The sequence below is a fragment of the Streptomyces coerulescens genome, from assembly GCF_042657965.1.
Classification (GTDB): domain Bacteria; phylum Actinomycetota; class Actinomycetes; order Streptomycetales; family Streptomycetaceae; genus Streptomyces; species Streptomyces coerulescens.
This window is the reverse complement of the sequence record NZ_JBHSKM010000035.1, coordinates 1-21,290: the sequence shown is the minus strand read 5'-3', so window position 1 is coordinate 21,290 and position 21,290 is coordinate 1. Positions and strand designations below refer to the sequence as shown.

Annotated in this window: 22 protein-coding genes; 9 read left to right on the top strand and 13 right to left on the bottom strand. The window is 68.5% G+C overall.

Features of this window, described 5'->3' with window-relative positions; translation table 11 throughout:
- Positions 1-129: 129 nt before the first annotated feature.
- The 4 genes from ACFPQ9_RS34940 to ACFPQ9_RS34925 are packed head-to-tail and all read left to right on the top strand — an operon-like array spanning position 130 to position 3,475.
- Entirely contained in the window at positions 130-912 is a 783-nt protein-coding gene (locus tag ACFPQ9_RS34940; protein WP_380862439.1) for an SDR family NAD(P)-dependent oxidoreductase, read from the top strand.
- 27 nt (positions 913-939) lie between these two features.
- A complete protein-coding gene (locus ACFPQ9_RS34935; protein WP_380862437.1) occupies positions 940-2,181 on the top strand; it encodes a PAS domain-containing sensor histidine kinase in 1,242 nt (413 codons plus the stop codon).
- On the top strand, positions 2,182-2,676 hold the full coding sequence (locus ACFPQ9_RS34930) for a hypothetical protein (protein ID WP_380862435.1): 495 nt from the start codon (positions 2,182-2,184) through the stop codon (positions 2,674-2,676).
- On the top strand, positions 2,663-3,475 hold the full coding sequence (locus ACFPQ9_RS34925) for a hypothetical protein (protein ID WP_380862433.1): 813 nt from the start codon (positions 2,663-2,665) through the stop codon (positions 3,473-3,475). Before ACFPQ9_RS34930 ends, ACFPQ9_RS34925 begins: the two co-directional genes overlap by 14 nt.
- Here ACFPQ9_RS34925 and ACFPQ9_RS34920 read toward each other — a convergent pair.
- Positions 3,451-4,101: a 2OG-Fe(II) oxygenase family protein gene (locus ACFPQ9_RS34920; protein WP_380862432.1), complete on the bottom strand. Its 651-nt coding sequence runs from the start codon at positions 4,099-4,101 to the stop codon at positions 3,451-3,453. The two genes, ACFPQ9_RS34925 and ACFPQ9_RS34920, sit on opposite strands and share 25 nt — an antisense overlap.
- 133 nt (positions 4,102-4,234) lie before the next feature.
- The gene (locus ACFPQ9_RS34915) at positions 4,235-5,473 is read right to left on the bottom strand and encodes a cytochrome P450 (protein ID WP_380862430.1); all 1,239 of its coding nucleotides are present in this window, start codon (positions 5,471-5,473) and stop codon (positions 4,235-4,237) included.
- A gap of 190 nt (positions 5,474-5,663) precedes the next feature.
- Here ACFPQ9_RS34915 and ACFPQ9_RS34910 point away from each other — a divergent pair, with 190 nt between their 5' ends.
- On the top strand, positions 5,664-6,833 hold the full coding sequence (locus tag ACFPQ9_RS34910) for a steroid 3-ketoacyl-CoA thiolase (RefSeq protein WP_380862428.1): 1,170 nt from the start codon (positions 5,664-5,666) through the stop codon (positions 6,831-6,833).
- Here ACFPQ9_RS34910 and ACFPQ9_RS34905 read toward each other — a convergent pair.
- Both ACFPQ9_RS34905 and ACFPQ9_RS34900 read right to left on the bottom strand, forming a co-directional pair.
- The gene (locus tag ACFPQ9_RS34905) at positions 6,817-7,098 is read right to left on the bottom strand and encodes a DUF397 domain-containing protein (protein WP_380862426.1); all 282 of its coding nucleotides are present in this window, start codon (positions 7,096-7,098) and stop codon (positions 6,817-6,819) included. The genes ACFPQ9_RS34910 and ACFPQ9_RS34905 overlap by 17 nt on opposite strands.
- Positions 7,058-7,906, bottom strand: coding sequence for a helix-turn-helix domain-containing protein (locus ACFPQ9_RS34900; RefSeq protein WP_380862424.1), 849 nt, complete (start codon positions 7,904-7,906; stop codon positions 7,058-7,060). The genes ACFPQ9_RS34905 and ACFPQ9_RS34900 overlap by 41 nt, the downstream gene beginning before the upstream one ends.
- Before the next feature lie 91 nt (positions 7,907-7,997).
- Between ACFPQ9_RS34900 and ACFPQ9_RS34895 the strand changes: the two genes are divergently transcribed.
- Positions 7,998-8,462: an ATP-binding protein gene (locus tag ACFPQ9_RS34895; RefSeq protein ID WP_380862422.1), complete on the top strand. Its 465-nt coding sequence runs from the start codon at positions 7,998-8,000 to the stop codon at positions 8,460-8,462.
- Here the strand turns inward: ACFPQ9_RS34895 and ACFPQ9_RS34890 are convergent.
- The 8 genes from ACFPQ9_RS34890 to ACFPQ9_RS34855 all read right to left on the bottom strand — a co-directional run bounded on the left by ACFPQ9_RS34890 (position 8,412) and on the right by ACFPQ9_RS34855 (position 15,110).
- Positions 8,412-9,779 carry a tryptophanase gene (locus ACFPQ9_RS34890; RefSeq protein WP_380862420.1) on the bottom strand — a complete coding sequence of 456 codons (1,368 nt, stop codon included), beginning with the start codon at positions 9,777-9,779 and terminating at the stop codon, positions 8,412-8,414. The two genes, ACFPQ9_RS34895 and ACFPQ9_RS34890, sit on opposite strands and share 51 nt — an antisense overlap.
- 46 nt (positions 9,780-9,825) lie before the next feature.
- Positions 9,826-10,962, bottom strand: a complete 1,137-nt coding sequence (locus ACFPQ9_RS34885) for a tryptophan dimethylallyltransferase family protein (RefSeq protein WP_380862418.1) — start codon at positions 10,960-10,962, stop codon at positions 9,826-9,828.
- Positions 10,959-11,147, bottom strand: coding sequence for a hypothetical protein (locus tag ACFPQ9_RS34880; RefSeq protein ID WP_380862416.1), 189 nt, complete (start codon positions 11,145-11,147; stop codon positions 10,959-10,961). Before ACFPQ9_RS34880 ends, ACFPQ9_RS34885 begins: the two co-directional genes overlap by 4 nt.
- A 122-nt stretch (positions 11,148-11,269) precedes the next feature.
- A complete protein-coding gene (locus tag ACFPQ9_RS34875; protein WP_380862414.1) occupies positions 11,270-12,604 on the bottom strand; it encodes a cytochrome P450 in 1,335 nt (444 codons plus the stop codon).
- Positions 12,601-13,206, bottom strand: coding sequence for a GTP-binding protein (locus tag ACFPQ9_RS34870; RefSeq protein ID WP_380862412.1), 606 nt, complete (start codon positions 13,204-13,206; stop codon positions 12,601-12,603). Before ACFPQ9_RS34870 ends, ACFPQ9_RS34875 begins: the two co-directional genes overlap by 4 nt.
- Complete coding sequence (locus tag ACFPQ9_RS34865) at positions 13,181-13,558, bottom strand: DUF742 domain-containing protein (RefSeq protein WP_030949424.1); 378 nt, start codon at positions 13,556-13,558, stop codon at positions 13,181-13,183. The genes ACFPQ9_RS34870 and ACFPQ9_RS34865 overlap by 26 nt, the downstream gene beginning before the upstream one ends.
- On the bottom strand, positions 13,555-13,956 hold the full coding sequence (locus ACFPQ9_RS34860; protein ID WP_380862410.1) for a roadblock/LC7 domain-containing protein: 402 nt from the start codon (positions 13,954-13,956) through the stop codon (positions 13,555-13,557). Before ACFPQ9_RS34860 ends, ACFPQ9_RS34865 begins: the two co-directional genes overlap by 4 nt.
- The gene (locus tag ACFPQ9_RS34855) at positions 13,953-15,110 is read right to left on the bottom strand and encodes an ATP-binding protein (protein WP_380862408.1); all 1,158 of its coding nucleotides are present in this window, start codon (positions 15,108-15,110) and stop codon (positions 13,953-13,955) included. The genes ACFPQ9_RS34860 and ACFPQ9_RS34855 overlap by 4 nt, the downstream gene beginning before the upstream one ends.
- 324 nt (positions 15,111-15,434) lie before the next feature.
- Here ACFPQ9_RS34855 and ACFPQ9_RS34850 point away from each other — a divergent pair, with 324 nt between their 5' ends.
- Positions 15,435-17,072: a hypothetical protein gene (locus ACFPQ9_RS34850; protein WP_380862406.1), complete on the top strand. Its 1,638-nt coding sequence runs from the start codon at positions 15,435-15,437 to the stop codon at positions 17,070-17,072.
- Here ACFPQ9_RS34850 and ACFPQ9_RS34845 read toward each other — a convergent pair.
- Positions 17,026-19,077, bottom strand: a complete 2,052-nt coding sequence (locus ACFPQ9_RS34845; RefSeq protein ID WP_380862404.1) for a bifunctional glycosyltransferase 87/phosphatase PAP2 family protein — start codon at positions 19,075-19,077, stop codon at positions 17,026-17,028. The two genes, ACFPQ9_RS34850 and ACFPQ9_RS34845, sit on opposite strands and share 47 nt — an antisense overlap.
- A gap of 320 nt (positions 19,078-19,397) precedes the next feature.
- Here ACFPQ9_RS34845 and ACFPQ9_RS34840 point away from each other — a divergent pair, with 320 nt between their 5' ends.
- Both ACFPQ9_RS34840 and ACFPQ9_RS34835 read left to right on the top strand, forming a co-directional pair.
- The gene (locus ACFPQ9_RS34840; RefSeq protein ID WP_380862402.1) at positions 19,398-20,480 is read left to right on the top strand and encodes a DUF2330 domain-containing protein; all 1,083 of its coding nucleotides are present in this window, start codon (positions 19,398-19,400) and stop codon (positions 20,478-20,480) included.
- 80 nt (positions 20,481-20,560) lie between these two features.
- Positions 20,561-21,232: an O-methyltransferase gene (locus tag ACFPQ9_RS34835; RefSeq protein ID WP_380862400.1), complete on the top strand. Its 672-nt coding sequence runs from the start codon at positions 20,561-20,563 to the stop codon at positions 21,230-21,232.
- Positions 21,233-21,290 lie beyond the last annotated feature (58 nt).

Here is a 21,290-nt window from a genome sequence, read left to right as displayed (position 1 = left end):
TTGAGTACATGCAGCTTCGAGAGTCCGGTAATTGACGCTAACCTGAGATGAGTGGCCAGACGGGGGCGCATCGGTGATCTTCTCCGTCCGGCGGTCCAGCCCGAAGTCCGGCCTCCCAGCGGAGATGTGATGAAGAGTCGACTCACGGTAGTGGTCACCGGCGCGGCGACCCCGGGAATCGGCGAGGCGGTCACCCGTCGCCTGCTCAGGGACGGCTACCGAGTGATCGGCACTTACGGGAAGCAGGACAGCGAAAGCGCCGAACGGCTGCACGAGAACCTGCGAGAGCTGAAGCGGTACTGCAGACTGATCCCCGTCGATCTGGGTAACCGCAGCGCTTTGGACAAGTTCGTGAGCGACCTCCATGAGGAGACCTGCAGCGCGAAGTGGAATATCCACGCACTCGTCAACACCGAGTATTACTTCACTCGCGAGGATCCCGACAAGTTCAATCACGAGGAGTGGGACCGGAGCATGGCCGTCAATCTGACGGCACCCAACTATCTCGTGCGGGAACTGGGTCTGCGGCTCGCGGACCAAGGCGCGATCGTGACGGTCACGAGTACTGAGGCTTTCGTCGGTTCGTACGGCGCTTCGGCCTACGCCGCCTCGAAGGCCGCCATTCACAATCTGACCAAATCCTGGGCCAATACGATGCCCCGGGACATCAGAGCCAACGCGGTGGCCGCCGGGTGGATCGATGGCGCCCTGGACAAACGGGTGAACGACAAGTCGAGCGAAGTCACCCCCCTCGGACGTCCGGGCGAACCGGATGAGGTGGCCGCCGCGGTCGCCTTCCTTCTTTCCGAACAGGCAAGCTTTGTGAACGGCACCGTGCTGACGGTGGACGGCGGGTACACAAGCACCGACACCGTCTCGAAATTCGAATATGAGCTGACGCGGCAGTCCTAGACACCGATCGGGGCACATGGGGGTGGGGTGGCGGAAAACGTCAGTGCTCAGGGTCTTTCGGACGAGGGTGCGGAGCTGATCCATGCCCTGCTGGACCAGGTCCCGGTGAGCTTCTGGATGTCCCGCGGTCGAGACGGCGATTACGAGATCGTCCTCTGGAATGCCGCAGCCGGCCGTATCTACGGCTACAGCAAAGAAGAAGCCATCGGCACCAGCTTTCTCGACCTGTTCGTCGACGAACCTCAGAAGGATCAGGCCCGGGAGGACGCGGATCGCATCATCGCCGGCGTCCCCCTCGTCGTTCCGGCCGTGAACTGCATCGCGATCGACCGGGACCGGGAAGGCAATCCCGTCGCGTTGCTGACCAATGCCTTCCGGGTGGAGTTCCTGGGTGAGCTGTTCCAGGCCGAACTCGCCGTGGACCTCACTCCGAGCCGGTTCCTGCAGCACACCGATGCCTACTACCGGGCCAAGCGTGAGGGCCCCGACCACGCTCCGTTGCGTACCCTCGAAGCCTTTCTGGACCACATCACCGAACTGAACTCCCGCCAGCTGGCTCTGTGGGGGCGCACCTTCGCGCATGAGATCCGCAGCGAACTGGTGCCCCTGCGCCAGGCGTTGTGGCAACTGGCGTCGGACAATCCGGCTCTGTCGGAGACGGACGAATTCCGGGACATCGAGCGGTCCGTGGGCAGTCTGCGCCTGCTCTCGGACAACTTCCTGTCGTTCCAGGCAAGCTTCCAGCCGGACCTGCGGACGGGCAGAACACAGGACTTCGCCCGCCGTGGCGGCTTCGATCTCCTCGACACCGTGCGTGAGGTCGTCTCCGAGTTCGCCTACTCCGCCACACAGCTCGACACGGACATAACACTGCTGCCCGGTGACACAAGCCGGCCGGCACGCATCCGGCTGCTCGGCACCCGTGAAGCCTTCACCAACACCATGCGCAATGTCCTGAGCAACAGCGTCAAGCACTACGACGGTTCGGGCACGACCGACGACAAGCGCATCACCGTCTCCCTGACCCGCGGCAAGAGCTTCACGGAGATCGCTGTGCGCAACCCCGGCCAGATTCCGCAGTCCCAGCTCGACCACGGCTTCGAGCCGTTCTACAAGGACGCGCAGAACCCGTCGGAGGGCATGCACCTCGGGTTGTCCATCGCGCACCAGTGGACCAAGGAGGTCGGCGGAAGGATCTCCATCGCCAACGAGGCCGACCAGGTTCTGGTCAGCATCATGTGGCCATGCGACTCCCATGGAGACGCGTAGATGTCGACACCGCAGACTCCCCTGGCCGGCAAGACGATCGCCTTCATCGACGACCGATACGACATCAACCGATACTTCTTCGCTGCCATCAGGCGGGCGGGGGCGCATCTGCGGCACTGCAACTCGCTGCGTCAGGCGTGTGTCCTGTTCGAGTCGCGCGATCAGATCGATGCGGCGGTACTCGATCTGCACATGAGCCTTCCCGAGCCGGTGCCCGAGGCGCTGGACACCTATGCCGCGATCTTCCGCGGACATCACGCCGGTTATCGGCTGGGCGTACAGGATCTCAACGCGGGCCAGGTGCTGGGCATGTATCTCAGCGCCCAGAACGGCTCACGGCGGATACCTTTCATCTATCTGTCGGCGGTGGCCGACTCGTTCGTCGCGATGGATGAGGCTCACCCATGGCAAGGCCGACCCGCGTTCGACAAATACGAGACCAGTCCTCAGCAACTCATCGTCGTACTCGAGGAGATGCTGCGTGCCGATCCTTGACGCATCGGCCACTGCCCGAGCGGCCGAACCGGCCTATGACTTCACCTGGCTCGGGGAAAGCGAAGCCTGGTACACATTCCTCTGGCTGGCGTCGCTGGTCGTCACGGCCGTGCTGTGGAGATCCACGCGGGAACGCCTCGCGCGCCGGATCGCCCTGACGATCTGCGGGGTCTTCGGCGTCACGCTCGCCGCGCCGGCACTGTACGGCTTGATCGTCAGGTTCACCGAGGCGAAGGCCGGCGGATCCGACCTTTCCATGGCCGTGTTCAGCATCGTGGCCACTCTTGTCTCCGGATACTCCCTCTACGTCGTCACCGTGGTGGACCGTAAGCGGGACGAGGTCGAGCAGAGCATCCGGGATGTGAACCGGATGATCGGTGAGCTGAGCGCGCAGAACAACGAACAGCAGCAGGACCTGGAGAACACACGCCGACAACTCGCCCTGCAGGACCTGCGCATGGCGCTTTTTCTCGCCGTGAGCGACGAGATCGAGACGCTCGACGAGGACGGCGCGACCCCGTCACGCAACCGGGCCATGACCCTGCGGCTGGTGCAACGGCTCCTGGCCCGGCACGCCTTCTCCGAGATCGTCTTCGACCTGCGCGAACTGACCTCCGTACTGCGTCGCCGTCCCACCATGGTCTCGCCCGAAGTGAAGGTCCGGATCTGTTCCTACCTCGACCTTCTGATCCAGTGCTCGGCGGTGCCGGACGCCGAGCATGTTCCCACCATCCGAGAACTGTCCGATCGGCTGAACCGCCCCGACGAAACCGGTCAGCCGACGACGGGACTGCCGTAGAGGTATGCGTCGAGATCCGCCGGACGCATGGATTCCGGGCATTCCTCGGTGTAGTAGTTCATGGCTACGACGATTCGTGTGACGCCGCCCGTCACAGCACGCACATAGTGCGGATGCGACCTGCCGTCGAAGAAGACGAGATGCCCTTTCTGCGGATAGATCACCGAGCAGTCGTGGTCCACCTCGGCAACGCTCCGCGACCGGACATCATTCGCGATGGCCAGCTCACCGCCGGCTTCGGGCATATGGCCGGTCGCATAGAGCAGGCACGCGATCGGATTGGTGTCGACATGGCATTCGCTCCGGTCACCCCCCGGATCCTGAACGTTGAGGACGACCGCATAGCGGCGGTCCGTCGCCGCGATCACTTTACGCCGGGCAAAGCGCTCCCCCAGTTCCCTGAACCGGCCACGGTAGAGGTCGACGATCCAGGGAAGCTCCTCCCACACCACCGAGCCCCGGACCGTACTCGTGCACAGCGCGGGAGTTCCGTTCCCTTCCCGGGAGGTGGAATGCGGAGGCGTGAGGAGTCTGTCGGACTGATTCTTACGAACGACCTCGGCGATGTCGGTGTCCCAGCGGTCGGGAAGCTGCGAAGTCACATCGAAAGTGGTCCACCCGAACATCTCCCCCCACCCTTTCCTGACCGCCGTATCGTCCCCTACGGCCGCACATTCCAGGGTAGCGCCGAGGGCCATCGCGGGGGAGGCAGGAACGGGGCGTAGGGATAGGGGGTGCTCCTGCCTCCCTCGGGATGGGTCAGCCGCTGCTGACCCGGAGTTCCTTCACTCCGTTGATCCAGGCTGAGCGAAGGCGGCGGGGTGCGCCGACCAGGCGCAGGTCCGGCATCGCGTCGGCCACCGCGTTGAAGATCAGGTCGATCTCCAGCACCGCCAGGGACTTGCCCAGGCAGTAATGGGGGCCACCGCCGCCGAAACCGAGATGGGGATTGGGGTCGCGGGTGATGTCGAAGGCGTCCGGATTCTCGAAGACCTCGGGGTCGTGGTTCGCCGAGGCATAGAAGATTCCTACCCGCTCACCCTTCTTTATGCGCTTCCCGCCCAACTCCGTGTCCTGGGTCGCCGTGCGCTGGAAGGAGACCACCGGCGTCGCCCAGCGGACGATCTCCTCCGCCGCCGTCTCCGGGCGCTCCCTCTTGTACAGCTCCCACTGTTCGGGGTGGGTGAGGAAGGCGTGCATGCCGTGGGTGATGGCGTTGCGGGTGGTCTCGTTGCCCGCCACGGCCAGCATCAGTACGAAGAAGCCGAACTCGTCGGAGCCCAGGTTGCCTTCGTCCTCGGCGGCCACCAGCGTGGTGACGATGTCCTTCGCCGGGCACGCCTTGCGGTCGGCGGCCATGTTCATCGCGTAGGCGATCAGCTCGGTGGCCGACTCGGCGCCGACCTCTTCGGTGATGGCGTACTCGGGGTCGTCGTACGCGATCATCCTGTTGGACCAGTCGAAGATCTTGGACCGGTCCTCCTGCGGGACGCCGATCAGCTCGGCGATGGCCTGCAGGGGCAGTTCGCAGGCGACCTCGGTCACGAAGTCGAAGGGGCCGGCGTGCTCACGGGCGTTCGCGGCGATGTTGAGCGCCCGCGTCCGCAGGCGTTCCTCCAGGGCCCGGATGGCACGCGGGGTGAAGACCCGCTGGACGATCTGGCGGACCCGGGTGTGCTCGGGCGGGTCCATGTTCAGCAGGATCAGCCGTTGCGCGTCGATGGCGTCGCGCTCGATGTGTTCGTTGAAGCGGATGATCGCGGTGTTGAGGGTCGACGAGAACAACTCCGGGTGCGTCGATACGTACTTGACGTCCGCGTGCCGGGTCACCGCCCAGTAGCCCTCGTCCTGGAATCCTGCCACGTTGGCCGGCTGCGGGATCCAGCGGACCGGTTCGGCCAGGCGCAGCTCGGCGAACTCCGGGAGGGGTACGCGGTGTTGCAGCACATCGGGGTCGGTGAAGTCGAACCCGTCGGGAAGCGCGGGACAGGGCGGCATGGCGGCTCCTGACGGCTCATCAGCTAGGAGGGATCGCGGTGACGGTAGTAACGGGTTCTACAACTCGCAATAGCCATGGAGCCCCCAATTGGCCGCACGACCCTTGCGGTAGGCCGTCATCCATCAGCACACTGCACACAGAACTAGAACACGTACCAGTTCCGCAGCGCCCCGGAGAGGATCCGCACCCATGGCTGCCGAACCCGTGATCGTCGAAGCCGTACGCACCCCCATCGGCAAGCGCGGCGGCGCGCTCGCCAACCTCCACCCCGCCTACCTCCTGGGCGAGACCTACCGCGAACTCCTGGGCCGCACGGGTATCCCCGCCGACTGCGTCGAGCAGATCGTCGGCGGCACCGTGACCCACGCCGGCGAACAGTCCATGAACCCCGCGCGCACGGCCTGGCTGACCATGGGCCTGCCCTACGAGACGGCCGCGACGACCGTCGACTGCCAGTGCGGCTCCTCCCAGCAGGCCTCGCACATGACCGCCAACATGATCGCCGCGGGCGTCATCGACGTCGGCATCAGCTGCGGCGTCGAGGCGATGTCCCGGGTGCCGCTGGGCTCCGGCTCCAAGCACGGGCCCGGCAAGCCGTTCCCGGACGAGTGGAACGTCGACCTGCCCAACCAGTTCGAGGCGGCCGAGCGCATCGCCCGCCACCGGGGGCTGACCCGGGAGAACGTCGACTCCCTCGGCCTCGTCTCACAGGAGCGGGCGGCCACCGCCTGGGCCGAGGAGCGGTTCAAGCGGGAGACGTTCGCCGTCCAGGTCCCGACGACCGAGGACGAGCAGCGCGCCGGGCAGGGCATGTGGCGCCTGGTCGACAAGGACGAGGGTCTGCGCGACACGTCCATGGAGGCGCTGGCTGGCCTCAAGTCCGTCATGCCGACGGCCATCCATACGGCGGGCAACTCGTCCCAGATCAGCGACGGCGCGTCGGCGATCATGTGGGCGTCGAAACGGATGGCTCGCGCCCTGAAACTGCGGCCCCGCGCACGCATCGTGGCGCAGGCACTCGTGGGCGCCGACCCGCACTTCCACCTCGACGGACCGATCGACGCGACCAAGGCCGTGCTGGGCAAGGCCGGGATGTCCCTGAAGGACATCGACCTGGTCGAGATCAACGAGGCTTTCGCGTCCGTGGTGTTGAGCTGGGCGCAGGTCTTCGAGCAGGACCTGGAGAAGGTCAACGTCAACGGCGGTGCGATCGCCCTCGGGCACCCGGTGGGGGCCACCGGGGCCCGGCTGATCACCACCGCACTGCATGAACTGGAGCGGGCGGACAAGGAGTTCGCCCTGGTGACGATGTGCGCGGGCGGCGGCCTGGCCACCGGCACGATCATTCAGCGGCTATAGCCGAGGTCCACTTCACGAAGGTGGTGAACGCGGCGGGGCCGAGGGTGAGGATCGGTCCCGCCGGGTTCTTGGAGTCGCGGATGGCGAGGGTGGTGTGGGGGGTTTCGGCGATCTCGACGCAATCACCGCCCTGGTCGCCGCTGTGCGTGGACTTGCGCCAGGTCAGGGGGCCGAGCGGCGCGCATTCAACACAGGATCCGCCTTGGTCTCCGCTGTAGCTGGACTTACGCCACCGGATCCCCGCCGGAATCGCCTTGCTCGCCATAGCGCTCCTCCATTACCCGCCGGATCAACTCCGCCGAGTCCTTGAGGGAGAGCGCGGCGGCCTGCAGATGATCGTAACGGAGCGAGCAGTCTCTGACGGTGTCTGGGTTGGCGGTTGGATGCCCGCTTCCGTAGCCCTCGGTGTAGACGATGGCCGGGTCGGCCGGGAAGCGGAAGAGGTCGAACGAGCCTTGCAGGCCCGCATGGGTCCCTACAGAGAAAGGGAGTACCTGGATGTTGATCCGGGGATCGTTCTCGACCGACAACAGCTTGGCGAGCTGCTCCCGCATGACCCCTCGGCCACCGATCTCCTGATGCAGCACGGCCTCGCTGATGACTGCCCAGAACACGGGCGGCTCGGCCTTCTCGAAGATGCGCTGCCGCGCCAGCCGCACCGAGGTACGGTCTTCCAGGTCGGTTTGATCCACCGCGCCGAGCACCGCAGATGCGTATGCCTTGGTCTGCAACAGGCCATGCACCAGGTGCGTGTGAAAGGTGCAGATCTCGATCGCCCGCGCCTCAAGCTCCGCCACCTGCTGAAACCAGGCCGGAAGTTGACTACGCATCACCAGCTCGTGCAGGCGGGACAGCAACCCGCCCGTCCCCAGTGCGACATCCACCCGCTCGCTGAAGGGCAGCGTCGGCAGCTTCCGGGCCGTTTCGATCTGGCCGACCAGTGACCCGGTGCAGTAGACGATGTCCCCGAGCTGCTTCTGCGTCAGCCCCGCCTCCTCCCGGTAACGCCGCAGCTCGAAGCCGTAGTAGTCGAGCGGCGAGGCGCCCGGGTCAAGGGTGTTGATGTGGGTCACGCAGAACCCCTCTCACGCAACTCGGCCCACTTCAGGACCCGTTGTATCCGTTCGGTAGCCCAAAGTAGTCGCCCGAGGTCACGCTCGTACCGTGAACGGATACATTCAGTACCGACTGCGCCTCACCGCCGGTGACCACTCCGCGCGGCACATCCGCGCCATCGTGCGCTCGCTGCTCGGCGAGTGGGAGATGCGCGAGCTGACCGACGCCGTGGAGCTGGGCGTGACCGAGCTGGTCGCCAACGTCGTACGGCATGTTCCGGACCGGCGCTGCGAGGTGCTGGTGCTGCGGCAGAGAGACGGGGTGCGGATCGAAGTGACGGACGGATGTCCTCAACTTCCCGCCCCCGCCAAAGGGTTGGGACTGCACGCCGAGAACGGGCGCGGGCTCGTGCTGCTGGACGCCGTGGCCGACAAGTGGGGTGTGGACACCGCCGGGCGGCGGAACGGCAAGACCGTGTGGTTCGAGTGCGGAACCACACGGTCGGGACTCACCGGCGTACCGTCACACTCCGGCGGGCGCCAGCTTGATGCTGAAGTGGCGGAGGATCGGTGACTGGTCGGTGATGCGGTAGCCGTGCACCGAGCTGGGGTCCTTGGCTATGGAGGCCAGCGTCGCGGCCACGTGGTCGTAGTGGCTGCGGGTGTAGACCCGGCGGGGCAGGGCGAGCCGTACGAGTTCGTAGGGCGCCGACTTGATCGGGTTGCCGTGCTCGTCCTCCTCGCCGAGGTAGAGGGAGCCCAGCTCCGCGGAGCGGATGCCGCCGCGGAGGTAGAGCTGGCAGGCCAGTGAGTGGCCGGGGTACTGGTGGGGCGGGATGTGGGGCAGCAGCCGTCCGGCGTTGAGGTACAGGGCGTGCAGACCGGCCGGTTCGACGATGTCGACGCCCGCATCCCGGATGCGCTGGGCGAGGTGGCCGGCGATGTCGGCGCGCTCCGCCAGGTAGGAGGGCTCGGTGACCTCCAGCAGGCCCTGGGCCATCATGTCCAGGTCACGCCCGGCGAGGCCGCCGTAGGTGGCGAAGCCCTCCGTGGCGATCAGGAGGCGTTCGCACTTCTGGGCCAGTTCGGGGTCCTTCAGACCGATGAAGCCGCCGATGTGGACGATGCCGTCCTTCTTGGCGCTCATGATGCAGCCGTCCGCGAGGCGGAACGCCTCCTCGGCGACCTGGCGCGGGGTGCGGTCCTGGTAGCCGGGTTCGTGGCGGGTCACGAGCCAGGCGTTCTCGGCGAACCGGGCGGCGTCCAGGATCATGGGGACGCTGTGGCGGCGACAGAGGTCGGCGGTGCGGTGCAGGTTCTCCATGGAGACGGGCTGTCCGCCGCCGCCGTTGTTGGTGATGGTCATCACCACTGCGGCCACCGGGGACTCCTGCTGGTTCTGGAGGATCTGCTCCAGCGCCTTCAGGTCGATGTTGCCCTTGAAGCGGTGCGGGCTGTCCAGGTCCTTGGCCTCGGGGCAGGGTATGTCCCGGGCCTGGCAGCCGACGAGTTCCACATTGGCGCGGGTGGTGTCGAAGTGGGTGTTGGACACCACGGTGCTGCCGGGGGTCAGGAGCGAGGTGAACAGGATGCGCTCGGCCGCGCGTCCCTGGTGGGCGGGCAGAAGGTGCGGATAGCCGGTGAGTTCACTGACCGTCTCGCGCCAGCGGTAGAACGACCGGGAGCCGGCGTAGGACTCGTCGCCGTTCATACCGGCGGAGAGCTGGGCGGCGGAGATCGCGCCGGTGCCCGAGTCGCTCAGCAGGTCGATGGTCACTTCGTCGGCGCGCAGGTCGAACAGGTTGTAGGAGACCCGTCGCAGGGCTTCCTCACGCTGCTGGGGGGTGGTGAGGGGGATGGGCTCGACGACCTTGATCCGGTAGGGCTCCACGGCTCCTTCTTTCTGATGTTGCGCGGGCTTTCTTACGACGCGCGGATCACTGCGCGGGGGGACGCACCGCGTAGGCCTCCGAGGAGACGTAGGCGGTGATGCGGGGGCGGCGGTCGCGCTCGTGCGCCAGGGCCAGGTAGGCGATCAGGCCGGTGCCGTCGGAGAGTCGCCGGGTGCTGAGGGCGGCGAGGGCACGGCGCAGCATCGAGGGGTCCATGCCGAAGTGGGTCAGCACGGCGGTGGCGCGGGCGAGCGCCTCCTCGTCGTCCCTGACGTAGTCACGGACGGGGATGTGCAGGGTGAACCCGCTCGGCCGGCCGGACGCGGTGTCGGTGAAGGAGTGGCAGGTCAGCGCGGGCCGCCGGTCCAGTCGTGGCTCCGGCCTGCCCGCCGCCCCGGTGGGCGTGCGCCCCTCCGCGGCGAGGTGGAAGAAGGCCTCCACGTCCTCGCGTGCCGGGCCGGGCTGCGAGCGGTTCAACGCGTACGCCTCGGAAGCCGCGAGGCGTGGATGCGCGGTGTAGACCTTGACCCGCGGGGTGTCCCAGGTGCCGAGGTCCAGGGCGACGAAGGGATACCCGGTCGTGTCGGGCAGGGTGTCGAAGGCCTGCCGGTGACCGAGTCGGTGCAGTGCTTCCCGCACGGTGGCCGTGGCCCGTTCGGGGCCGGAGGCGGCGGGGTTGAGGTAGACCTTCACGCCGGGGACGCCACCGGGGCGTAACTCCAGGGCGTACCACAGGGCCAGGTGGCCTTGGGGGGACGTGGGCAGGAACAGGTCTTCGAGACGGTCGAGTTGGGCGGTGGAGAAGTCCCAGCGGCGGGCCATGTCCCGGATGGCGGCGAGCCCTTGGCGGCCGTTGGCCGCCAAGTCGCCCGCGTCGCAGCCGGGTTCCACCAGGACACGCAGGCCGGGGGCCGCGTCCGGGCGGAAGGCCAGGGAGAACTCGACCGGTGTGTGGTCGTCGGAGATGAAACTCGGCGTGGCGGGCGGCTGCGCCAGCGAGCGGCCGCACGCGTCCCCGAGGGACTCCAGGACGATGTGCGCGTACAGCGCCGACTCGGCGGCCGGGGAACCCACCACCGAGCCCAGGCGCAGCAGTTGGCCGACGACGTGATCGGCGAGTGTGGGGCTGTATGTGTAGGTGACCGGAGCTTCGGTGACCGACGCCGTGCTCGCCGTACTCACCGGACCTCCCGGACGGCGGCAAAAAGATACCCGCCGGTGAAGGCGGGTATCCGGCCGTTGGGCCATTGCGCTTGGACGCCTATGAGGCCGATGCGGCCTATGAGGAAGTCCTTCTCCTGAACGAACGTGGGCGACGACAGGGTGACGGGGCGCTGGGCACGAGTGGCAGCGGGGATGAACTCCACAGCCCCTCCTTCATCATGTGACGACTCAGATACCCTGCGCAGTCATACCCTGGCGCTTTAACGTTCATGCAGTTGACAGGGGCAGTTGCCTGTTACCTGTGTCACTAAAGCGGAAGCAGGGCTTACGCCCTGACCCACTTCAGGAAGGAACTCCACAACCCTCCGCGTTCCTTGGTGGAGTCGGCTTCGGCGGCGGCCTCCTGAGCACTCTGGGACGGCTGGGCCTGCACCGAACGCCGCGGGGTGGTCGGCGTGAAGCGGGCCGGCAGCTGCGCCAGAGCACGGTTGAACGGGCCCGGCCGCCAGGTCAGGCTCTCCTCCGGGACCGCGAGTTCGACGTCGGGCAGCTCGTTGAAGAGGTGCTCGATGGCCGCCAGGGTGATGAGGCGGGCCGGCTCCTTGGACGGGCAGGCGTGCGGTCCGGCGCTCCAGGCGAGGTGGGCCCGGTTGCTGGACTGCCCCGTCGCGGAGCGCGCCGAGGAGGCGTTGGCGGCCTGGAAGCCGACCAGCAGCAGATCGCCGGCGCTGAACTTCTGTCCGGCGAACTCCAGGTCCCTGGCCGGGTAGTGGGGCGCGTAGTTGGAGATGGGCGGGTTGTGCCACAGCGTTTCGTCGAGCGCCTCTTCCAACAGCCCGTTCTGTGCGTACCGGTCGTTGGTCAGCAGCAGGTGGACGGTGTTGGCGATGAGGTTGCGCAGCGGCTCCGCGCCGGCGCCGATGAGCAGCACCAGCTGGTGGATCATCTCCGTGTCGTCCAGCTTGGCCGGGTGCTGCATCAGCCATGAGGTGACGTCGTCGCCGGGCCGGGACCGCTTCAGCGCGACCAGTTCGGCCACGGCCCCGATGAGCACCTCGTTGGCCCGCTCGGCGTTGATGCCGTCGAAGATGCCGGAGACGCCGAACATGACCCGGTCGCCGATCTCCGCCGGGCAGCCGAACAGTTCGTTGAAGACGAACAGCGGGAGCTGCTTGGCGTAGTCGTTCATCAGGTCGGCGGAGCCGCGGGTGCTGAACTGGGCGAGGAGGTAGTGCGCGATCCGGTCGACGTTCACGCTCAGCCGGTGGCTGTCGACCCGGGCGAAGCTCTCGGTGACGGCCTGGCGCAGCCGCAGGTGCTCGGCGCCGTCGGTGAACATGCAGGTGGGCCGGGGGCCCATCAGGGGCAGGACGGGGCTGTCCGGGCTGATCCGGCCCTCGTTGAGGTCACGCCAGCGGCGGGGGTCCTTGCGGAAGTCGCCCGGGTTCTGGAGCAGGTCCAGTGCCGCCGCGTAGTCCGTGACGAGGGTGGCCTCCACGCCCGGGGCCAGCTCGACGGGGGCCGTCGGGCCGTGGTGGCGCATGTAGTCGAAGTAGGCCTGGGGGTCGGCGGCGAACTCCGCCGTGTACATGGGTATCCGTTGGCCGCTGCCGTGCGCCGGGCAGCCGGGCGGCGGGACGGGGATGTCTTCGCTGGTCATGCGTGCTCCAGAGCGGCGCGTTCCTGTAGGTAGCGGACGAGAGTGATCAGCGCCTGCGCCGATGAGTTCTCGTCACGTGCGTCCATGACGACGACGGGGGTGTCCGGCAGCAGGTCGAGCGCTTCCCGCAGGGCCGCTTCGGTGCGTTCGGGGGTGTGGTCGAAACGGTTGACGGCGATGGCGTAGGACAGGCCGTACTGCTCGATCAGGTCGATCACGGCGAAGGAGTCCGCCAGCCGTTCGGGGTCCACCAGGACCAGGGCGCCCAGGGCGCCGCGCGCCATGTCCTCCCAGATCTGGATGAACCGCTGCTGGCCGGGCGTGCCGAACAGATAGAGGACCACGTGGTCGCTGATCGTCAGTCGCCCGAAGTCCATGGCGACCGTGGTGGTGGACTTGCTCCGTACGCCCTTGAGGTCGTCGACCGCCTCCGCGACCCGCGTCATGCTCTCCTCGGTGGAGAGCGGCGGGATCTCGGAGATGGTGCCGATGAACGTGGTCTTGCCGACGGCGAAGTGCCCGACGACCAGGATCTTCACCGCCGTCTGCGCGGCGCCGCCCCGGACGTAGGCGTCCTCATCCAAAACGCGCTTGGAGTCCATCCAGCACCTCCTGGAGAAGCTGTTGGTCGACGAGACGTGCCCGGGGCACGGGCGCTCGGGTGATCAGGTATCCCCCCTCTGCCAGCGAGCTGAGGAGGATCTTGAGCACACCCAGGGGGAGCTGGGTGTGCCCGGCGAGCTCGGCGACCGAGAGGTAGCCGCCGGAGCACATGTCCAGGACGTGCTGCTCCTCGGGGGAGAGCCGGGTGGGGCGCTGCCGCTCGTCGCTGACCGTCGTCACCAGGGTGATCAGTGAGAACTTGTCCTCGGCGGGCAGCTCGCGGCCGCGAGTGATGACGTAGGGCCGTACTAACTCTGCGGCTTCTGACTCTTCGGGGGTGTTGTCAGTCATGAGCGGTGGCCGATGTCCTCACGGGGTGATGTGGCCAGTTCCTTGCCCAACTGGCCGACCAGTTGCTGCATTCGGAAGGTGATGTCCGCCATGTCGATGTCGGGGGCCGCCGAGACCGCGAGGTAGGCACCCTCGCCTGCGGAGATCAGGAAGACCCAGCCGCCGTCGAACTCCACCAGCGTCTGGCGCCACTGCATGTGCTCGCCGTCGCAGAAGAAGCCCAGGGACCGGCTGAGCGACTGCACACCGCTCATCGCGGCCGCCACCGTGTCCGCCGAGTCCCGCCCGAGGTCCTTGGTGCGGGCCATCAGCAGACCGTCGGCCGAGACCAGGACCGCGTGCAGCGCCCCGGGGATCTCCAGGGCACTGTCCAGCATCCAAGACAGGTCGTTCTTCACGAGGTGGTCTCCGGTCCCTTGCGTCCGTCGGCGTGGCTCCCGCGCATCGCGTCCAGGGGCGCGGCGCGGCCGGTCTGGGTCCCCCGTTGGAAAGCGCTCATGATCGAGGCCGTCTCCTCGGTGGAGCGACCTGGTGAGCGTGAGGTGCCCGGACTGCTCGGGACGACGGCCATGGGCCGCTGCTTGCGCCGGCGCTTGGGCAGCCCGTCGGCGGTCGTCCCCGGGGCCTCGGCGCCTGCTTCGTCGGCCTGGGCGTCGGCTTGGAGAGCCGCGTTCGGAATCTTGGGCTCCGGCATGCTGGTCAACAGCTCCTCCGGAACGAGTACGACCGCACGGACACCTCCGTAGGGGGAGGTGGAGTCGACGGACACGGTGAAGCCGTAGCGCTCGCAGAGCGCGCCGATCACCGCGAAACCGAACTGAGGAGGGTTGCCCAGGTCGGAGACGCTCGCCGCGCGTTCCCCGGACAGCAGCTCCGCCGCCCTGGCCTTCTCCTCCTCGTTCATGCCGACACCCGCGTCGTCGACCACGACGCAGATGCCCTTGGGCACGGACCGGACGTTGATCTCGACCACGGTCTCGGGCGCCGAGTAGCTGGTGGCGTTGTCGAGCAGCTCCGCGACCGCGAGGGCGATCGGTTCGACCGCACGGCTGGTGACGGCGAAGTCCACCTGCGAGAGGATCTCGACCCGCTGGTAGTGGCGGATCCTCCCCTGCGCGCTGCGGATCACGTCGTAGACCGAGGCGGGGTCACGCTGCCGGCCGAGCCAGCCCTGGCACAGCACGGCGATGGACTGCGCCCGCCGGCCGAACTGCGAGTTCATGTGGTCGATCTCCAGCAGATCCCGGAGAATCGGTGAATCTCCGTATTTGGTCTGCAACTTGGAGATGACGAGCTGCTGTTCGGCCGCAAGGCCCTGAAGTGTCCGCATCGCGGACTTCAGCACGGTTTTGGTTTCTTCGCCCGCCCGTTCCTCGGTCTGCCGGACGATCTCGTCGTATCCGCCCTCCAGATCGACGTACGAAGACTTGAGCTCATCGTTCCGCTTGCGTAACTTTCGTATCGCCTTCTGCTGGCGAACAATGATCGTGGCCGCAGCAGGGGCACCGACTACGAGCCCCCAGATCGCCGGATCCATCACGTATTGCGTCATAAGACTCTCTTCGAGCGACAGAAGCCCCGTTGCTGAAAACCCGCCCGGTCGGCCCGGGGGGCGGCAGTACACACGGACTCGCCGGCAGGGGCCCGTCCTTACCGCCGAGACGTTTCGCCCCGGAGCTTGTGGCCCGCCTGGCAAGTGCTCGGAGCATATCACCGGAGTAGACTGACGGATCGTCAAATACCTGGTCAATGCCGTCAGTTGGCGAAGATACGGGTCTCACCAGATGAAGAATCCGTGTACACGCCTGTCGCGTCTGGTAACCCACGGCCGAACCCGCCAATGAACGAACCGAGCCGAAACCGCGTCTTCGCTCACATGGTCCCTGCCGAACTCACGCGTGCCAGACCCGCGCCCCCGGCGTCCGACGACGCCGAGCAGTCGCTCCCGCGCACCCTGTGGCAACGCCACAGGGTGCCGCTGTCGGCCACGCTTCCCGCGCTGCCCCTGTACGCGATCTGGTGGGCGTTCCTGGCCACCGGCGGCGGCGACCTCGCGGCCCAGTACGCCTGGGCCGGCTTCGCGGCCCGGCACGGTGATTCCGCTTACAACCTTTTCTGGTACGGCGGCACCCATACCGCCAACTACAGCCTGATATCCCCGTATCTGATGGCCGCCGTCGGTGTGCGGGCGCTCACCGTCGTCTCCGGACTCGCCGCCACCTGGCTGGCGGCCGTGCTCATGGAGCGCGCGGGCCTGCGAAGACCCCTCGGCCCGGCGCTGCTCGCGTCGTTCGCCCTGTGGTGCAACGTGGCCTCCGGCCGCACCACCTTCGCCCTCGGCGTCGCCTTCGGACTCGCCGCGTGCCTGATGCTCACCCGTGACCGGCGAACCGTCCTCGCCGCCGCCTACGCCGCCCTGGCGACCATGGCCAGCCCCGTGGCCGGACTGTTCCTGGTCGTCGTGGGCGCCGCCTTTCTCCTCACCCGAGACTGGCCCCGCGCCCTCGCCCTGCTCCTGCCGCCCGCCCTCACCGTCGGCGTGACCACCCTGCTGTTCCCCTTCAAGGGCGAGCAGTTGATGTTCGCCGGGCGAATATGGCCGCCGTTCCTCTTCGGACTGGCCGTCACCTTCCTCGCCCCGCGCTCCTGGCGCGTCGCCCGCTTCAGCGGTGCCGTCTACGCCGCCGGGACCGTCCTGACGTATCTCATCGCCTCCCCCATAGGCACGAACGTCGAGCGCTTCGCCGAACTGTTCGCGCCCGCCGCGCTCCTCGCCGTCCTGCTCGCCCAGCCGCAGCTCACGAAGGTGCGCCGAAGGCTGCTGATCACCGCACTCGTCCTCTCCGTCGCCTGGGTGGGCAAGAAGACCGCCGACGACCTGTACGTCTCCACCACCGTGCCGGCCTGGGCCGCCGAGACCCACGGCGTGGTCCGCGCCCTGGACCACCTCGGCGCCGACCGCACCCGCGTCGAAGTCGTCCCGGCCCGCAACCACCGCGAGGCCAGCGGACTCGCCCCGCACGTGAACATGGCCCGCGGCTGGAACCGGCAGCTCGACATGGAACGGGCCCGGCTGTTCTACGACGGGTCCTTCTCGCCCGCCACCTACCGGGCCTGGCTGGACCGCTGGGCCGTCGGGTTCGTGGTGCTGCCGCTCGGCAAGCCCGACGGGTACGCCGAGGCCGAGGCGCGGCTGGTGCGCGAGCAGCGGCCCGACTGGCTGGAGCCGGTGTGGCAGGACGCGCACTGGCGGGTGTTCCGGGTGCGCGACGCACGGCCGCTGGTGAGCGAGCCGGCGACCGTGGTGTCGACGTCCAGCGTCGACGTCGTCGTCCGCATGGCACGGCCGGGCAGCGCCACCGTGCGCATCGCCCACTCGAAATGGCTGCGCGCCGACGGCGGCGGATGCCTGGCGCCGCAGGGCGAGTTCACCCGGCTCACGGTGTCCGCGCCCGGCGAGTACCGGATCAGCTCGGAGTACGGTCCCTCGCCGGAGCCCGGGAGTCGCTGCTGACCATCTCCGCCCGTGCCGTCACCGCCCTGGCGCGCGGGCCCTGGAACAGGTACGTCATCCCGAAGCCGGCACCCACCACGACCGCGCCGCCGACCGCGTCCAGCACCCAGTGGTTGCCGGTGACGACGATCGCGGTGACCGTGAACAGCGGATGCAGCAGGCCGAGCGCCTTCATCCACCATCGCGGCGCGAGGATCAGGACGACCAGGCCGCACCACAGGGACCAGCCGAAGTGCAGCGACGGCATCGCCGCGTACTGGTTGGTGAGCTCGGTCAGGGTGCCGTAGTCGGGCTGGGTGAAGTCCTGCGGGCCGTGCACCGTGTCGATGAAGCCGAGGCCGGGCATCAGGCGCGGCGGCGCGAGCGGGTAGAGCCAGAAGCCGATCAGGGCGAAGACGGTGGCGAAGCCGATCGCGGTACGGGCCCAGCGGTAGTCGACGGGACGGCGCCAGTAGAGGACGGCGAGGATCGCCAGCGGCACACCGAAGTGGAACGACTCGTAGTAGAAGTCGAAGAAGCCGCGCAGCCAGTCGACCCGCACGACCGCGTGGTTGGCCCAGTGCTCGATGTCGATGCCCAGGGCCCGTTCGACGGAGTGGATCTCCTCGCCGTGCTCCTCGGCGGTGACCCGGCCGGCCGCGTTGGAACCGCCGGCCGCGGCCAGCCGGATCTGGGCGTAGACGTAGTAGGTGACCCGGATCAGCAGCAGCTCGAAGAGCAGGTTGGGGCGGCTGATCACCCGGCGCAGGAACGGCACCAGCGGGATGTGCCGGAAGCGGGAGGGGACCTTGTCCGCGTACCGGGTGGGGATCGGGGTCTGCCAGTACGGCGAGGTGCGCGACAGGAAGGGCACGACGGCCGCCGTGGCGACGGCGGCGAGCAGCACGAGGTCGGCGCGCAGCGGGTGCAGGAGCACCTTGTCCGGCACCATCATCTTCGCCGGCAGGGTCATCACCAGCACGATCGCGACCGGCCAGACATACCGGTCGGAGGCCCGCCGGCCGACCTGGCCGACGACCGCAAGGAGCACCCACAGCAGCTGGTGCTGCCAGGCGGTGGGTGACACGACGATCGCCGCGCAGCCGGTGATGGCGACGGCGAGCAGAAGCTGCCCGTCGTGGGCGTAGCGCACGGCCCGGCGCAGCGCGAGGACGGCGACGCCCGCGCCGAGCAGCAGGAAGAGGGCGATCTCCAGGGGCCCGGTCAGCCCGAGCCGCAGCAGGGCGCCGTGCAGGGACTGATTGCCGAGGTCATCGGCGCGTCCGCCGAGGCCGACGCCGGCCATGTGGTGCACCCAGTAGGTGTACGAGTCGCGCGGCATCGCCAGCCAGGCGAGCGCCGTGCACGCGGCGAACGTGGTGCCCGTGGAGAGCGCGGCCCGGCGGCGGCCGGTGAACCACAGCAGCGGGGTGAACAGCAGCAGAGTGGGCTGGAGGGCGGCGGCGACGCCGATGAGCACGCCGCTGGCCCGTTCGCCGCGCACGGCGAAGCAGCCGAGCAGGACGAGCAGGACCGGCATGATGCTGGTCTGGCCGAGGTAGAGGGTGTTGCGCACCGGCAGCGACAGCATCAGCAGGCTGATCGCGACGGGCGCGGCGAGCAGCGAGGTGCGCCGGCTGACCGGCTGCGGCAGGGCGCGGGCGGCGACCAGACCGAGGACGACGACCAGCAGCAGGGTGCCGAACGTCCAGCCCCAGCCGAGGGCCTGCTCGGCGGCGCGGGTGAGCGGTTTCAGGACGAGTCCGCCGAACGGGGTACCGGTGAACTGCGTCGAGTCGTACAGCGAACCCTTCACATGCAGGACGCCGTCCGGCCCGACCCAGGTCTCCAGATCCGTCAGCCGCTCCCCGCGCGGCGTGCCGAGGACGACGGCCACCTCCCGTACGGCGAGGATCGCGACGATCAGCCACAGGCCGAGCCGCGCCACGCGTACGCGCGCCTGGACCGCGCCGACGGCCGTCGCCCCGATGGCCTCCGGTCGCCCACCATGATCCGCATTCGCCACGCCTCGTCGGCCTCCCGCCCCGATTCGTCCCACGCGTCCCATGCGTCCTGATCCCTACGACCCCGGTGGGGCGCGCACCACCCCGGGGAAGAGACGCAGGCAACCCCCGCTTCACCTGACGTCCGCTCTCCTTTTGCCCGAATGACGATAGTCGGAGGGGGATTCGAACGCCTCCGGTGGGCGCGGCGTGGCTCACATCGGTCGGCACCGGTCACGGAACCGGATCATCCGCCGTAGCGTCTGAAGCCCTGGCGTCGGCGAGGGCGGAGGGGCTGGACGCGATGGCGGACCTACTGCGGCGAGGCGCGCGGAGACGGGCTGTGGCCGTCCTGCTGACCCTGCTCGTCCTCCAGCCCGGCCAGCTCGTGGCACCGGCGTGGGCGTGCGGCTGCGGGGCCATGGTGCCCGGTGAAGCGCGGCGGGTGGCCGTCGGCCGGGAGGAGTCCGTGGTCCGCTGGGACGGGGCGCGGGAGCAGATCGTGATGCGCCTGACCGTCGGCGGGGACGCCGAGCGCGTCGCGTGGATCATGCCGGTGCCCGCGCGGGCGACGGTCCGTCTCGGCGACCCGGAACTGTTCGACGCACTGCACGACGTCACCGCCCCCGTGCACCGCACGCGGTACCACTTCTGGCCGCGGGACGGCGACTGGCCCCTGGTGGCCGGCGACGGCGTCGCGGGCGCCCCGCCACCACCCGGCTCCGGACCGCCCGTGGGCGTGGTCGGCCGGCAGCGGCTCGGCCCATTCGAGGTGGCCCGGCTGACGGCCACCGACCCGGCCGCGCTGGACGGCTGGCTGGACGACAACGGCTTCGCGCTGCCGCCGCGCCTGGCGGACGCCCTGCGGCCGTACGTCGAGAGCCGCTGGGAGTACGTGGCCGTGAAACTGACCCCGCGGACCGGCGGAACGGCCCTCACCGGAACCCTGGACCCGCTGCACCTGACCTTCCGCACCGGCAGCCCGATCTACCCGATGCGGCTGTCACGGCTGGCCGCCACCCCGCAGTCCCTGGGCCTGTACGTGCTCGCCGCGCACCGGATGGAACCGGCGTCCCGGATCGGCGGCGAACGCCCCCGGGTCGGCTACGCCGGCCGGGTGACGGCACGCACCGGCCCACTGGCCGAGCTGGCGGCGGGAGCGCCGTTCCTGACGGCGATCGGCCAGGAGTTCCCGTACCCCGACCGCATCTCCGGCGACCATGTGCTGCGCCGGGCACCGGCCGACGACACCTTCCGGCAGGTGATCCACGAGGACCGGCTGCGCACGGTGGCCGGCATCCCCCTGTGGCTGCTGACGGTGACCACAGCACTGGCCGCGGCGATCGCGGCGACGACGATGTTCGCCGTACGACGCACCCGGTCCCGTCTCGCTCAGACGCCCCCGCCACCTGCGCCGACCGGCTGAATCCAGCATTCTGGAACTCCGGGGTCGAGGGCGGGGGACGGATAGTTGGCAGTGCTACCAGCCATACGAAAGGCAAGGCGATGAGCGAGTCGCAGCTCTGGCACGACGTCGACGAGTACTTCTCCGCCCACCTCGCACCCGAGGACGAGACCCTCCGGGCGGCCCTGCGCGACAGTGACGCGGCCGGTCTGCCGAGCATCAGTGTCACCGCGACGCAGGGCAAGCTGCTTCAGCTCCTCGCCGAGATCCAGGGCGCCCGGAACATCCTGGAGATCGGCACCCTCGGCGGCTACAGCACCATCTGGCTGGCCCGCGCGCTGCCCGCCGACGGCCGCCTGATCTCACTGGAGTACAGCGCCAGGAACGCGGAGGTCGCCTCCCGCAACATCGCGCGCGCCGGCCTGGACAAGATCGTCGAGGTCCGGGTCGGCACGGCCCTGGAGTCACTGCCGAAGCTGGCCGACGAGAACCCGGCCCCCTTCGACCTGGTCTTCATCGACGCCGACAAGGCCAACAACGCCCACTACATCGAGTGGGCGCTGCGGCTGACGAGCACGGGCAGCCTGATCGTCGTCGACAACGTGGTGCGCGGCGGCCGGGTCGTCGAGACGGACAGCGACGCACCCGACGTGCGGGGCAACCGGGCCGCCATCGAACTGATCGGCAGCCACCCGAGGTTGAGCGGCACAGCGATCCAGACGGTGAGCAGCAAGGGCCACGACGGTTTCGCGCTGGCGCGGGTGCTGGCCTAGCTGTACTCGGCCGGGAGGTTGGTGACACGCCTGCTGCCGGTTGTTGATCATGGGGGGA

What these genes read in the sequence shown, in the direction of transcription:
- ACFPQ9_RS34940 (WP_380862439.1), top strand. Translation starts at nt 130, where the DNA reads ATGAAGAGTCGACTCACGGTAGTGGTCACCGGCGCGGCGACCCCGGGA.
- ACFPQ9_RS34930 (WP_380862435.1), top strand. Translation starts at nt 2,182, where the DNA reads ATGTCGACACCGCAGACTCCCCTGGCCGGCAAGACGATCGCCTTCATC.
- ACFPQ9_RS34920 (WP_380862432.1), bottom strand. Translation starts at nt 4,101, where the DNA reads ATGTTCGGGTGGACCACTTTCGATGTGACTTCGCAGCTTCCCGACCGC.
- ACFPQ9_RS34915 (WP_380862430.1), bottom strand. Translation starts at nt 5,473, where the DNA reads ATGCCGCCCTGTCCCGCGCTTCCCGACGGGTTCGACTTCACCGACCCC.
- ACFPQ9_RS34910 (WP_380862428.1), top strand. Translation starts at nt 5,664, where the DNA reads ATGGCTGCCGAACCCGTGATCGTCGAAGCCGTACGCACCCCCATCGGC.
- ACFPQ9_RS34905 (WP_380862426.1), bottom strand. Translation starts at nt 7,098, where the DNA reads ATGGCGAGCAAGGCGATTCCGGCGGGGATCCGGTGGCGTAAGTCCAGC.
- ACFPQ9_RS34875 (WP_380862414.1), bottom strand. Translation starts at nt 12,604, where the DNA reads ATGACCAGCGAAGACATCCCCGTCCCGCCGCCCGGCTGCCCGGCGCAC.
- ACFPQ9_RS34870 (WP_380862412.1), bottom strand. Translation starts at nt 13,206, where the DNA reads ATGGACTCCAAGCGCGTTTTGGATGAGGACGCCTACGTCCGGGGCGGC.
- ACFPQ9_RS34865 (WP_030949424.1), bottom strand. Translation starts at nt 13,558, where the DNA reads ATGACTGACAACACCCCCGAAGAGTCAGAAGCCGCAGAGTTAGTACGG.
- ACFPQ9_RS34855 (WP_380862408.1), bottom strand. Translation starts at nt 15,110, where the DNA reads ATGACGCAATACGTGATGGATCCGGCGATCTGGGGGCTCGTAGTCGGT.
- ACFPQ9_RS34850 (WP_380862406.1), top strand. Translation starts at nt 15,435, where the DNA reads ATGGTCCCTGCCGAACTCACGCGTGCCAGACCCGCGCCCCCGGCGTCC.
- ACFPQ9_RS34835 (WP_380862400.1), top strand. Translation starts at nt 20,561, where the DNA reads ATGAGCGAGTCGCAGCTCTGGCACGACGTCGACGAGTACTTCTCCGCC.